The following is a 12,573-nucleotide window of genomic DNA, read 5'->3' on the forward strand; positions in this document are numbered from 1 at the left end:
GGTCAGCCTCCCAGCGAGGCGAGCAGCTCGCCCAGGGCGGTGGCCGCGCTCACCGACTCGACCAGCGGAGCCCACCGCTCCAGAGCCCCGCGCAGCCGCGCGGGCAGCCCCGGCCGGATCTCCTCGGCCGCCTCCAGCTGCTCCGCCGCCTCGTCCAGTTCCGCGTCCAGTTCCGCGCGCCCGGTGCTGCGGGGCAGCCGCACCAGGGCGGCACGCAGTTCGCGTACCGCCTCCAGCAGCTCCTCGGCGCCGGGCGCCCGGTCTCCCGTACCGCCGCCCTGCCCGACGGAGTTGGTGATGTTGCTGCCGCCGATGCTGAAGGCGCTGCCGGTGACGTTGCCGATCCGGACCGCGCGCTCCTCGCCGTTACTTCCCACCGCTGCTCCCCTTGCTGCCCGTACCGCCCCCGGCGGTGCTGTTGTGGTGGCCGGTGCCGCCGACGCTGAAGGCGCTGTTGCTCACCGACTGGATGAAAGTGCCGCCCTCGGCGATGTGGACCGCGCGCTGGGCGAATTCCTCTGTGTGCCAGCCCGCTTCGTGCAAGGCGACGGTAACCCCGCCGACCACCCGGTCCTGAATGGTTTTGAGATACCGGTCGAGGTCCATGAGGTGGAACAGGGAGCCGTCCTCCTGCGCGGCGAGCTCCCGCACCGACAGCTGCGGCCCCTCCGGACGGGCGCCGCCGTGCCCGCCGGTGACGATCCGCCACCAGCTGGCGATCCCCCGGCCCAGGGTGGCGAGGGAGCCCCCGAGCGAGCCGGGGGTGGCGGCGAGCGCCGCGACGGCCTTGCCGAACCAGGTGTTGTTCAGGAAGCGCTGGGCGTCCGCGTCGGCGTTCTGGAAAACGGTGCGTACGGGCAGCAGCACGTGCGGGGCCACCTCCAGCATCAGCATGCCGCCCTGGGTGTGGACCCGTACGAAGACCGTGACGACGAGGTTCTCGTCCCAGCCGCCGACCCGGATGCGCAGGAAGTGCCTGCGCCGCTCCCCGCCCTCCTCCACGGCTCCGAGCCGGTGTTCGGCGAACTGCTGCGCCGACACCGGCGCCATGTCCCGGTGCGGAAGCCCGCTGGCCGGCAGGAAGACGCACTCGTCGACGACCAGTTCGCGCAGCCGGTCCAGTACGTCCGCACGGGCCTGCGCGGAGCCGTGCGGCGACGGGACGCGCAGGGCGAGCAGGCGCGGCACGATGCGCTCCATGATGTGGGCGTTGGTGACGGACTGCGGCTTGCGGTCGGGGCCGAGGTCCTCGCGCGGGCGCAGTTCGACGGACAGCTGCCAGGGCCGGTACGCGTCCCCCGCCCCGGTGAACGGTCCGTTGATGTCGTACATGACCACAGGCGCGTGCTGTTCGCCCCGGATCCGGCCGCGGACCCGGGCGAAGCGGGCGTTCTGCGTGTCGGGATCGGCGGACTGGTCCGCGTACCTGCGCGGGTTGAGCTCGGCGGAGACGATGCGGGCGCCGTGTCCCCGCTGGAGCGCGACCAGGGTGACGATGGCCGCGAACACGAGGGGGGTCAGCCACAGGAAGAAGGACGAGGAGTCGCCGGAGCCGGCGGAGCTGTCGAATCCACTCGAACCGCCGAAGCCGTCGAATCCACTCGAACTGCCGGAACCGCCGGATCGGCCTGTGGGCAGCAGGCCGCCGAGGAAGAACCGGGAGATGTCGCCCATGTCCCCGGAGTCGTCGGCCACGGCCAGCCAGAAAGCGAAGAGGGTCAAGACCACCGTCAGCCAGGCGTAGAGCCGGAGCAGCACGGACAGGAAGCGCACCAGGGGGTTGCGTCGGCCGCGGAGCCAGTTGGCGAAGCTCAGCATCAGGAAGGGGAAGACCAGCAGGCCGAGCGCCCCGCTGGTCAGCAGGGACCCCACGAACCAGGCGCCGATGATCCCGGCGGCCCAGGCGAGCTCGACGCGGCGGGCTCGGAGCGCATGGGCCAGTACCCGGACGGCGTCGAAGCCGTAGGAGGGGGCGGCGATCCGCTCCTCGTGCACGAACAGCTCGTTGATCACCCGATCGCGGTACGTCGCGTCGAGGTAGGTTCCCGCGCACAGGAGGCGGCCGGCCTCGCTGAGGGAGGGGTGCACCGGCGGACGGCCGTTGCCTGGGTCTGCGGGGAGGTCGCCGCCGGGCTGAGGGGGAATCAGGTGGTCGGTCACCGGGCGACCTTATTTTCCGCCTACATCAACCGACAGGCCAATTCACGCCAAAGCGCCCCGGCCAGGTTTGACCGGGGCGCAAGGGTGTTCGTACCGATCAGGCGGTCAGGTGAACGCCTGATCGGTACGGGCAGATCAGATCAGGCCGAGCTCGCGGACCGCGTCGCGCTCCTCGACGAGCTCCGCCACGGACGCGTCGATGCGCGCACGGGAGAAGTCATTGATGTCCAGGCCCTGGACGATCTCGTACTTGCCGTCCTTGCAGGTGACGGGGAAGGAGGAGATGAGGCCCTCCGGGACGCCGTAGGAGCCGTCCGACGGGATGCCCATGGAGGTCCAGTCGCCCGCGGCGGTGCCGTTGACCCACGTGTGGACGTGGTCGATGGCGGCGTTCGCGGCCGAGGCGGCCGAGGACGCGCCACGGGCCTCGATGATCGCGGCGCCGCGCTTGGCGACGGTCGGGATGAAGGTGTCGGCGAGCCACTGCTCGTCGTTGACGACCTCGGCGGCGTTCTTGCCCGCGATGTCCGCGTGGAAGATGTCCGGGTACTGGGTGGCCGAGTGGTTGCCCCAGATGGTCAGGCGCTTGATCTCGGTGAGGTCGGCGCCGGTCTTCTTGGCGAGCTGCGAGATCGCGCGGTTGTGGTCCAGGCGGGTCATCGCGGTGAAGCGCTCGGCCGGTACGTCTGGGGCGGCGGCCTGCGCGATGAGCGCGTTGGTGTTGGCCGGGTTGCCCACGACCAGGACCTTGATGTCGTCCGCGGCGTGCGCGTTGATCGCGGCGCCCTGCGGCTTGAAGATGCCGCCGTTGGCGGAGAGCAGGTCGCCGCGCTCCATGCCCTTGGTGCGCGGGCGGGCGCCCACGAGCAGGGCGACGTTCGCACCCTCGAAGCCCGCGTTCGGGTCGTCGAAGATGTCGATGCCCTTGAGCAGCGGGAAGGCGCAGTCGTCGAGCTCCATGGCGGTGCCCTCAGCGGCCTTCATGCCCTGGGGGATCTCCAGAAGACGGAGCTTGACCGGCACGTCCGCGCCGAGCAGGTGACCGGAGGCGATGCGGAAGAGCAGCGCGTAGCCGATCTGGCCGGCGGCGCCGGTGACGGTGACATTCACAGGAGTGCGGGTCATGGCCTTCTCCGTTAGACAGCTGGCGGTGGGGCGTCCCTGCCCCATGTGCTGGCGGACGCCGCTCCCCTGCGAATCTTGACGTGAAGAGACATCCGGCGTCAGGCTATCCGACCTTGGAGCGGCCCAACCCCCCGGTCTGTGTGGTGCGTGGCACACGGACCGGGAGTTCGAAGGCGTGGAGGGGGATTTCCCCCCGCTTTCGGGCCGTCCGGCTCCGCCGGACGGGTGTACGCAACGTCCGCGGCGGGTAGCGCGTACGAATGTACGGGCGCGCGGGGCGCCTGCCGGACCGGGCCCGGGGCCTCGCCGTCAGCGGACCGTGAAGCGGACCGCGCTCTCCAGGAACGGGATCTCCAGCCACGGTTTGGGCTCCATCACCAGCGCCAGCAGCGTGATCGCCACACCCAGCAGCCCGTACGTGACCATGTCCGTGAAGCGGGAGCGCACCGCGAGCATCCCCACCGACGGCAGCAGGCGCCGCAGCACGGAGGCCGAGATCAGGGCCACGCCGATCACCAGGCAGCCGACCCGGGGGTGCCCCAGCGCGGTCAGGAGCAGCCCGACGGCGGTCGCGGCGAGCACGCTGAGCATCGGCCACTGGCGCGCCGCTAGTGCGTCTCCGGGCGCGGCGCGGCCGTGGCCCTCGGGGCGGGCCGTGTCCCGGGTGATGGAGGGGAAGCGGCGCGACTTCGAGGCCTCCGGGCCCGCGGCCGCGACCCCCGTGCCCGTGGCGGCCGCGGCCCCCGTGCCGGTGGCGGGGCCGGTGCCGGTGGCGGGGCCGGTGCCGGGGCCGGCCTCCGCGCCGGTCCCGGCTTCCGTTTCGTGCTCAGCCTGCACTGGTCGTCTTCCGTTCCGCGGCCTCGACCACGTTCACGAGCAGCTGCGCCCGGGTCATCGGGCCGACCCCGCCCGGGTTCGGGGAGATCCAGCCGGCCACCTCGGCGACGCCCGGGTGCACATCGCCGACGATCTTGCCCTTCTCGTCGCGGCTGACGCCCACGTCCAGGACGGCCGCGCCGGGCTTCACGTCCTCCGGCTTGACCAGGTGCGGGACGCCGGCGGCCGCGACGATGATGTCCGCCTGGCGCAGCTGGGCGGCCAGGTCGCGGGTGCCGGTGTGGCACAGCGTCACGGTGGCGTTCTCCGACTTGCGGGTCAGCAGCAGGCCCATGGAGCGGCCGACGGTGATGCCGCGGCCGAGGAGCACCACGTGCGCGCCGTTGATCTCGATGCCGTGGTGGCGCAGCAGCCGGACGATCCCGTACGGGGTGCAGGGCAGCGGGCCCGGCTCGTTCAGCACCAGTCGGCCGAGCGACATCGGGTGCAGGCCGTCGGCGTCCTTCGCCGGGTCCATCAGCTCCAGGACCCGGTTGGTGTCGATGCCCTTGGGAAGCGGGAGTTGGACGATGTAGCCGGTGCACTCCGGGTTCTCGTTGAGTTCCCGCACGACCGCCTCGATGTCCTCCTGGGAGGCAGTCCCGGGCAGTTCGCGCTGGATGGAGGCGATGCCGACCTCGGCGCAGTCCTTGTGCTTGCCGTTGACGTACCAGCGGCTGCCGGGGTCGTCGCCGACCAGCAGGGTGCCGAGCCCGGGGGTGATGCCCCGGGCCTTGAGCGCCTCCACGCGGGCGGTCAGTTCGGACTTGATCGCGGCGGCGGTGGCCTTGCCATCGAGAATCTGGGCGGTCATGGCCCCATCCTCCCGGATGGAGCGGTCCCGGTTCCAGTCGCGGGGTGGCCGTGGCGTCGGCGGGACTCCGTCACGGGCCTCCCCGAGGCTTCCCGGCACTTCGTCACAGGCTTGAACCATTCATTGCACTTGCACAACAAGTGACGGGCCCGTCGCAGCCCCGCTGGACAACTCCGGCCCGATCGGACCACGATGACGGACAAAGAGTGCCGCGGGCAGTGCCGGGGGGCGGACCGCAAACTGCAGTATCTCCTCCGTGCGTGCCGTGCGTCCCCGCACTTCCACGGAGGAACACCTCAAGATGAGCTTCGGCGATCCGAACAACCCGTACGGGCAGCAGCCGCAGGGCCAGCCCGGTTACGGCTACCCGCAGCAGGCCCCGCAGGGCATTCCCCCGCAGGGCGGCTACGCCTACCCGCAGCAGGCCCCGATGGGCTACCCGAACCAGTCGTACCCGGCCGGCCCGGGCGGCTACGCGGGCATGCCCATGCAGATGCCGGGTCTCCTGAAGACCGCGCGCGTGCTCCTCTTCATCATCGCGGGCCTGCAGCTGATCGTCGGCGCGTTCGCCCTGCTGGGTGCGGCCTTCCTCTCCAGCACCAGCAAGGACGACGGCTACGGGAGCAGCAGCTCCTCGGGCCAGATGGCGGCCGGCCTGATCGCCGCGATCGCCCTCATCGCCATCGCGTTCGCCGTGTGGGCGATCGTCCTCGGCGTGAAGTTCGGCAAGGGCGGCAACGCCACGCGGATCACGACGATCGTGTACTCCGTGCTGTTCCTGCTGAGCAGCGTCGGCAACTTCGCCAACCTGGGCAACAGCGGCGCCACCCCGGCCGCGATGCTGGGCGGCGTGATCGGCCTCGCCATCGGCGTGGTCATCCTGATCGCGGCGGTCAACAAGGACTCGGTGGCCTGGTTCAACCGCCCGCGCTACTGATCCTCGTACGACCTGCGCATACGGCGAAGGCCGCGCCCCGCACTGCTGCGGGACGCGGCCTTCGCCGTATGCGCGGTCAAACCGCCGGGGCTCAGTGGAAGAAGTGCCGGGTCCCGGTGAAGTACATGGTCACGCCGGCCGCCTGCGCCGCCTCGATCACCTGCTCGTCACGGACCGAACCACCCGGCTGGACCACGGCCTTGATGCCCGCGGCGGTCAGGATCTCCAGCCCGTCCGGGAAGGGGAAGAAGGCGTCGGAAGCCGCGTACGAGCCCTGCGCGCGCTCGGCGCCCGCCCGCTCGACGGCGAGCTTCGCCGAGTCGACGCGGTTGACCTGGCCCATGCCGACGCCGACCGAAGCGCCGTCCTTGGCGAGCAGGATCGCGTTGGACTTGACGGCCCGGCAGGCCTTCCACGCGAAGGCGAGCTCGGCGAGCTCCTCCGCGGAGAGGGCGTTGCCGGTGGCGAGGGTCCAGTTCTTCGGGTCGTCGCCCTCGGCCTGGAAGAGGTCGCTCTGCTGGAGCAGCGCGCCGCCGGAGATCGGCTTCAGGTCACCCGGCTGGTGCGGGGTGCCGTCGACCTTCAGGACGCGGATGTTCTTCTTCCTGGCCAGGATCTCGACCGCGCCGTCCTCGTACGCCGGAGCGGCGATGACCTCGGTGAAGATCTCCGCGACCTGCTCGGCGAGCTCGACGGTCACCGGGCGGTTGACGGCGATGACGCCGCCGAAGGCCGACAGCGGGTCGCAGGCGTGCGCCTTGCGGTGTGCAGCGGCGACGTCCGCACCGACGGCGATGCCGCACGGGTTGGCGTGCTTGATGATCGCGACGCAGGGCTCGTCGTGGTCGTACGCGGCACGGCGGGCGGCCTCGGTGTCCACGTAGTTGTTGAAGGACATTTCCTTGCCGTGCAGCTGCTCGGCGTTGGCGAGCCCGCCCGGCTGCCCGTCCGTGTAGAGCGCGGCGGCCTGGTGGGGGTTCTCGCCGTAGCGGAGGGTGGACTTGCGGTCCCACGCGCCGGCCAGGAACTCGGGCAGCACGGCCTCCGGCTCCGGGGCGTACGCATTCGTGAACCAGGAGGCCACGGCGACGTCGTACGCGGCGGTGTGCTGGAAGGCCTCGGCCGCCAGCCGCTTGCGCGCGGTGAGGTCGAAGCCGCCGCCCTGGGCCGCGGCGAGGACGTCGGCGTACCGGGCGGGGCTGGTGACGACGGCGACCGAGGGGTGGTTCTTGGCGGCGGCGCGGACCATCGACGGGCCGCCGATGTCGATCTGCTCGACGCACTCGTCGGGGGTGGCGCCCGAGGCGACGGTCTCCCGGAACGGGTACAGGTTGACGATCACCAGGTCGAAGGGCTCGATGCCGAGCTCGGCGAGCTGGCTCCGGTGGTCCTCCAGGCGCAGGTCGGCGAGGATGCCGGCGTGCACGCGCGGGTGCAGGGTCTTGACGCGGCCGTCCAGGCACTCGGGGAAGCCGGTGAGCTCCTCGACCTTGGTGACGGGCACGCCGGCCGCGGCGATCTTGGAAGCGGTGGAGCCGGTGGAGACGAGCGCGACGCCCGCCTCGTGCAGGCCGCGGGCCAGATCCTCCAGTCCCGTCTTGTCGTAGACACTGACGAGCGCGCGCCGGATCGGTCGCTTCGACGAGGTGGTGCTGCTCTCTACGGCGGTCACTGGATTGTTACCTTTCGTCCCTCAATGCGGTAGCCGTGCCGGGCCAGGCGCCCCACGACGTCGACGAGCAGCTGGCGCTCGACTTCCTTGATGCGCTCGTGCAGAGCGGCTTCGTCGTCCTCGTCCCGGACCTCGACCACACCCTGGGCGATGATCGGACCGGTGTCCACGCCGGCATCCACGAAGTGGACCGTGCAGCCGGTGACCTTCGCGCCGTAGGCGAGGGCGTCCCGTACACCGTGGGCGCCGGGGAAGGCCGGGAGGAGGGCGGGGTGCGTGTTGATGAAGCGGCCGCCGAAGCGGCCGATGAACGACGCGCCCACGATCTTCATGAACCCCGCGGACACGACGAAGTCCGGTGCGTGGGCCGCGGTCGCCTCGGTGAGGGCGGTGTCCCACTCCTCACGGGTCGCGTACGCCTTGACCGGACACACGAAGGTGGGGATCCCGGCCTTCTCGGCCCGCTCCAGACCGACGATGTTCTCGCGGTCGGCCCCCACGGCGACGACTTCGGCACCGAAGCCCTCGGATCCGCCGGGGTGGGCGTCGATGGCGTCGAGCAGGGCCTGGAGGTTGGTGCCGGAACCGGAGACCAGCACGACCAGGCGGGAGGCGGCCATGGGAGGCCCTTTCTGCGGGAATGCTTCCATACATCTTGTGTGATCAGACGAAACTCCGGTGCCCTGAAATACGGGGGACCCTACGAAGCCGCCGACCGCCTGCAACGATACCGGCACACCGGACAGCCCCCGAGGGACGGGGGGACGGGCGAGGGGTAGCGTCTGGCGTACAAGCCGCACACGGCGCGGTGCGCAGTACTGCGCAGCACGTCGACAGCCCTTCAACGCACCACGCCGACGACGTACTTCGACGTCCACGACACGTCCACGACACAGGGGAAGTAACGCACTCGATGCCGGACCGCCGCCAGCCCGACTCCTCCACCGACGACAACCCCTTCGCGGCTCCCCCGGAAGGCCGGCCCGACCAGCCGTGGCAGCCGCGCAGCGGTGGCGACGGCGGCGGCCGCCCGGGCGGGGACCCCGGTTCCGGCCCCGGCGGTCCGGCGCGCTGGGACCCGGCGGACCCGGTCCAGCGGCGCGCCCGGTACGCACTGCTGGCCGGCATGTGGGGCTTCTTCTTCGGGATCTTCGGGATCCCGTCGGTGGGGCTGCTGCTGGGTGCGCTCGCCCTGTACTGGGGGATCAGCGGGCTGCGCGGGAGGCCGGCGGCGGCCGGACCCGCGTCGGACGGGGCAGCAGGCACCGCGGCGGACCCTGCCGCCCGGGGAGGCCTGGCGGCCCTCGGGCCGGCCGCCCGCCCCCAGAAGACGGCGGCGATCGGCGGACTGGTCACGGCCTCGCTGGCGATCCTGCTGGCCCTGAGCTCGTACGGCTTGCAGCTGGCCTACAAGGACTTCTACATCTGCCGCGAGGACGCCCTCACGAAGTCGGCGGAGATGCAGTGCAACACCCTGCTGCCGGACAACGTGCTCGGCAAGATCCTGAAGGTGCAGCAGTAGCGGTACCGCCGCGCCGGCTCAGGCCGGGGGCCTGCGGCGGGCCAGCACACGGGCGCCGGTCACGGACGGGACGGGCGGCCGGGACGGCTCGGGCGGGGCGACGGGCGCAGCGACGGGCGCAGCGGCTTGCGGAGCGGACGGCGCAGATGCGGGCGCCGTGGCCGGCGCGGTGGCCGGCGCAGTGGCCGGCGCAGTGGGCGGCGCAGTGGGCGGCGCAGTGGGCGGCGCAGTGGGCGGCGCAGTGGGCGGCGCAGTGGCCTGCGCAGATGCAGGCGCGGTGGCCGGCTCCGTGGGCGGCGCCGTGGCCGGCGCAGATGCAGGCACGGTGGCCGGCTCCGTGGGCGGCTCCGCCGGGACCGGAACCGGCGTCAGGTCCAGCTGGAGTCCCGTCACGACGGTGACCTTTCGGGACGGTTTGGCCGGCGCGGTGGGAGCGGGGACCGGCGCCGGGGCCTTGGCCGGTGCCGGGGCGTGCTCCGCCGGCACCCGGTCCGGCGGGGCGTCCTCGGTCAGGTCGGGGATCAGGGTGCCCTCGGTACGCTGCACGGCCTCCCGGCGCAGCTCCCGTACGCCGCTGTCGTGCCACTCGCCCTCCATGGCGCTCGCGACCGCCTGCCTGGCGGGCCGGGTCCGCCAGGAGTGCACCGCCACCGCCACCGCCACCGCGGGGAGCAGGGTCCACGCGAGGGCCGCCACTCCGGTGGCCCACCACACCGGGCCGAAGCTCGCCAGTTCGCGCGAGCCGAGCGGCCCCGCCGAGGCCGCCGCGAGCCCGGTCAGCGCCAGCGCGCCGACCAGCGCGCCCAGAGCCGCCGTCAGAGCGGTTTCCCCGTACGAGACTTCACGCGCACGGCGTACCGCGAACCACCCGACTGCCAGCCCGGCCACCACCGGCACCCCGCAGGTCGCATACGTCAGCAGGGTCCCGGGCCCCACCGGCGGCAGCGCCTCCATCAGCGGGAACCTCGGCAGCGCGGGCGTACCGGCGAAGCCGAGCGGGGTCGCGGTCGCACCGGTGCCGATGGCGAAGCCGGGGCCGAGGGCGTACGCCGCGCCCCACACCACGGCGTTCGGAAGCAGCGCGAGGGCGAGGAGCAGCACCGCGAAGCGGCCCGACCAGACCCCGGTCAGCGCCAGGAAGGACACCTGCACCTCCGCGGCGTGCCAGGCGAGCGAGGCCCCGACGAGCAGCGCGCCGCCGCCCAGGAGGACGAGGGCCCCGACGGCTCCGGCGCGCAGCGCGAGGGCGTAGCGGGGGCGCGCGACGGCCCTCCGCAGTGCCCCCGGCACCCACCCGGGCAGCGGCCCGAGCGGACGCCCCTTCGCCGCCCACACCCCGCCGGCGGCGGCGAGTACGGCGACCAGCGGGACGTGCCAGGCGGCGCTGAGCGGGTCGGCGGGCACGGGGCCACCGGCGGCGTAGACGGTGGCCAGCGACCCGACGCAGAGGTATCCGCAGGTCACGGCGGAGAAGACGGCACTGGCGGGCAGCACTTCGTCACCGTCGCTGCCGTCGCCCGAGGCACTGCCGAGGCGGGCGGCGCGGCGCATGAGCAGGGCGGGAAGCGCGACGAGCATCAGCGGGGTCACACCGACGGGGGCCGGGACCCCCGACAGGGTGTCGTAGCGGACGAGTTCGGTCCCGTGGGCGAGCAGCCAGAGCCCGGCGGCCAGGTGCAGGGCGCCGCCCGGGCCGCTGTCGGGGTAGGGGGAGCTGATCCACAGCACGATGACGAGCACGGCGAGGAAGCCGAGTCCCAGCCCGGCGGCCACGGCCCCGCCCAGCACACAGGCTGCGGCGGCCGGCGAACGGCGCCGGCCGGCGGTAGCCCGCGGAGCCGTCTGCAACGGGGTCTCGCGTTCGGTCACTTGGGTCACCCCGCCATGGTGCCAACGACACGCGCTATGGGCGGGTAACAGGCAAATGTCCGTGGTGTCGCTCAATATAAGTTTTATGTATTTTCTTTACCCAGGTCTGTCGGCGGGTCACGGGGAGTGTGGCATGACGGAGAGCGTCGAGGAGCCGAGGCTCCCCTCGCCCGGAGAACGCCGCAGACTGCGCGAGGCGGCCGACCTGGCGTTCGAGGACGTCGCTGCGGCGGTGGGCGTCACGGTCAGCACGGTCCGCTCCTGGGAAACGGGGCACACGGACCCCCGGGGCCGCCTGCGCGCGGCGTACGCCGACTTCCTGACGTCCCTCCGCGCCGCGCAGGACACCCCTCCCGAGGCGGCGGGCCCGGCCGCGGGTGACGCGGCGTCACCGGCCGCAGCCGGCCATACGGCGGCCGCGTTGCGGATGGCCGCGGGCATCCGGGCCTTCGGCACCGGCGGGCACGGGCCGCAGACCCGCCCGCAGGCCCCCGGCCCGGCCCCTGACGGGACCACAGGGCACGCACCCCACCCGCAGGCGTCCGGACACCCGGACGGGGACCGACAGCCCCCGCCGGCCGACCCGGAGGAGGGGCGCACCGCCACCCGGGCAAGAGCGGCAGGCCGGGCCCGGACCGAGGGAGCGGCGGCCGGTGTTCTGGAAGGGCCCGGTGCGCTGTTCGATGCGCTGTACCAGTACGCCGCCCCCGCCCTCGCACGGCAGGCGTACCTGCTCACCGGCCGCCGCCGCCTCGCCGAAGAGGCGGTCGAGCGGGCGTTCCGGCAGGCCTGGGCACGGTGGCCCGAGGTGGCCGCGGATCCCGACCCCGTCGGCTGGGTGCGCGCAGCCGTGCACGCGTACGTCCTCTCCCCCTGGCACCGGTTCCGCCCCCTCCACAAGCGCCCCGACAAGGCCCCGGCCGCCCCCGCCGACCGGATCCTGATGGACGCCATGCTGGCGCTCCCCCCGGCCCACCGCCGTACCGTCCTGCTCTACGACGGCGTCGGCCTCGACATCCCCGACACCGCCGCCGAGACCGAGGCCAGCACCCCCACCGCCGGCAACCGCCTCCTGTACGCGCACGCCTTCCTCGCGGACCGGATCCCGGAACTGGCCGCCGCGCCCCCGGAGAAGCAGTCCGTGGTCCTGCGCGAGCGGCTCGGCGCGGTCAGGCCGGCCACCCCGCCGCAACCCCGTCACGTGGCCGCCGTACGCGCCGCCGCCGAGCTCGGTGCCAGGCGGTGGACCCGCGCGGTCCTCGGCCTGACCGCCGTGATCGCCGTCGCGACCGCGTACACCACCGTGACCGCGCCCCGGCAGTACGAGCCTCCCGTCGCGCCCGGCATGAGCGTCTCCGGGGTCCCCCCGCTCAGCGGCCCCCAGCGGATCACCAACGAGACCAGACAGCTCCACGACAAGCTGCGCGGCCACCCGGCCCACGGGCCCGCCCGGCTCGCCCCCGGGCTCGAATAGCCCCGCAGCGAGCGTGAGAACGGGCGTGGCCCGCATCCCCCGGGCGGTGGGTCGCGGCCAGCGCCACCCGGCCCCAGCGCAGCCGGGTCCCCTCGGGCAGCCAGTCCCCCTGCACCGGCCCACT

The 12,573-nt window shown here is 73.0% G+C and carries 11 protein-coding genes; 3 read left to right on the top strand and 8 right to left on the bottom strand.

The features are described 5' to 3' along the window. Positions 1-2 precede the first annotated feature (2 nt). From ABTY04_RS13960 to ABTY04_RS13980, 5 genes are all read right to left on the bottom strand, one after another. Positions 3-377: a hypothetical protein gene (locus tag ABTY04_RS13960; protein WP_352213593.1), complete on the bottom strand. Its 375-nt coding sequence runs from the start codon at positions 375-377 to the stop codon at positions 3-5. Next, a complete protein-coding gene (locus ABTY04_RS13965; protein WP_352213594.1) occupies positions 367-2,160 on the bottom strand; it encodes an AbeC-like domain-containing protein in 1,794 nt (597 codons plus the stop codon). Before ABTY04_RS13965 ends, ABTY04_RS13960 begins: the two co-directional genes overlap by 11 nt. A gap of 135 nt (positions 2,161-2,295) precedes the next feature. Continuing rightward, on the bottom strand, positions 2,296-3,285 hold the full coding sequence (locus tag ABTY04_RS13970; protein ID WP_352213595.1) for a malate dehydrogenase: 990 nt from the start codon (positions 3,283-3,285) through the stop codon (positions 2,296-2,298). 309 nt (positions 3,286-3,594) lie between these two features. Then, entirely contained in the window at positions 3,595-4,122 is a 528-nt protein-coding gene (locus ABTY04_RS13975; protein ID WP_352213596.1) for a DUF3017 domain-containing protein, read from the bottom strand. Continuing rightward, positions 4,112-4,975 carry a bifunctional methylenetetrahydrofolate dehydrogenase/methenyltetrahydrofolate cyclohydrolase gene (locus tag ABTY04_RS13980; RefSeq protein WP_352213597.1) on the bottom strand — a complete coding sequence of 288 codons (864 nt, stop codon included), beginning with the start codon at positions 4,973-4,975 and terminating at the stop codon, positions 4,112-4,114. Before ABTY04_RS13980 ends, ABTY04_RS13975 begins: the two co-directional genes overlap by 11 nt. A gap of 301 nt (positions 4,976-5,276) precedes the next feature. Here ABTY04_RS13980 and ABTY04_RS13985 point away from each other — a divergent pair, with 301 nt between their 5' ends. Continuing rightward, the gene (locus tag ABTY04_RS13985; protein WP_352213598.1) at positions 5,277-5,912 is read left to right on the top strand and encodes a hypothetical protein; all 636 of its coding nucleotides are present in this window, start codon (positions 5,277-5,279) and stop codon (positions 5,910-5,912) included. 91 nt (positions 5,913-6,003) lie between these two features. On the opposite strand, the gene purH is transcribed toward ABTY04_RS13985, so the two are convergent. Together purH and purN are read right to left on the bottom strand one after the other, a co-directional pair. Beyond that, positions 6,004-7,584, bottom strand: coding sequence for a bifunctional phosphoribosylaminoimidazolecarboxamide formyltransferase/IMP cyclohydrolase (gene purH, locus ABTY04_RS13990; protein WP_352213599.1), 1,581 nt, complete (start codon positions 7,582-7,584; stop codon positions 6,004-6,006). Continuing rightward, complete coding sequence (gene purN, locus ABTY04_RS13995) at positions 7,581-8,204, bottom strand: phosphoribosylglycinamide formyltransferase (RefSeq protein ID WP_352213600.1); 624 nt, start codon at positions 8,202-8,204, stop codon at positions 7,581-7,583. The genes purH and purN overlap by 4 nt, the downstream gene beginning before the upstream one ends. Positions 8,205-8,497: 293 nt before the next feature. On the opposite strand from purN, the gene ABTY04_RS14000 reads away from it, so the two are divergent. Further along, positions 8,498-9,106, top strand: coding sequence for a hypothetical protein (locus ABTY04_RS14000; protein ID WP_352213601.1), 609 nt, complete (start codon positions 8,498-8,500; stop codon positions 9,104-9,106). Positions 9,107-9,124: 18 nt separating this feature from the next. On the opposite strand, the gene ABTY04_RS14005 is transcribed toward ABTY04_RS14000, so the two are convergent. Then, a complete protein-coding gene (locus ABTY04_RS14005; protein WP_352213602.1) occupies positions 9,125-10,984 on the bottom strand; it encodes a cell division protein PerM in 1,860 nt (619 codons plus the stop codon). A 124-nt stretch (positions 10,985-11,108) separates the two neighbouring features. On the opposite strand from ABTY04_RS14005, the gene ABTY04_RS14010 reads away from it, so the two are divergent. Then, a complete protein-coding gene (locus ABTY04_RS14010; protein WP_352213603.1) occupies positions 11,109-12,449 on the top strand; it encodes a helix-turn-helix domain-containing protein in 1,341 nt (446 codons plus the stop codon). Positions 12,450-12,573 lie beyond the last annotated feature (124 nt).

Source organism: Streptomyces sp. NPDC097981 (genome assembly GCF_040302565.1).
In the GTDB taxonomy this organism is placed as follows: Bacteria; Actinomycetota; Actinomycetes; order Streptomycetales; family Streptomycetaceae; genus Streptomyces.

What these genes read in the sequence shown, in the direction of transcription:
- ABTY04_RS13970 (WP_352213595.1), bottom strand. Translation starts at nt 3,285, where the DNA reads ATGACCCGCACTCCTGTGAATGTCACCGTCACCGGCGCCGCCGGCCAG.
- ABTY04_RS13980 (WP_352213597.1), bottom strand. Translation starts at nt 4,975, where the DNA reads ATGACCGCCCAGATTCTCGATGGCAAGGCCACCGCCGCCGCGATCAAG.
- ABTY04_RS13985 (WP_352213598.1), top strand. Translation starts at nt 5,277, where the DNA reads ATGAGCTTCGGCGATCCGAACAACCCGTACGGGCAGCAGCCGCAGGGC.
- purN (WP_352213600.1), bottom strand. Translation starts at nt 8,204, where the DNA reads ATGGCCGCCTCCCGCCTGGTCGTGCTGGTCTCCGGTTCCGGCACCAAC.
- ABTY04_RS14000 (WP_352213601.1), top strand. Translation starts at nt 8,498, where the DNA reads ATGCCGGACCGCCGCCAGCCCGACTCCTCCACCGACGACAACCCCTTC.
- ABTY04_RS14010 (WP_352213603.1), top strand. Translation starts at nt 11,109, where the DNA reads ATGACGGAGAGCGTCGAGGAGCCGAGGCTCCCCTCGCCCGGAGAACGC.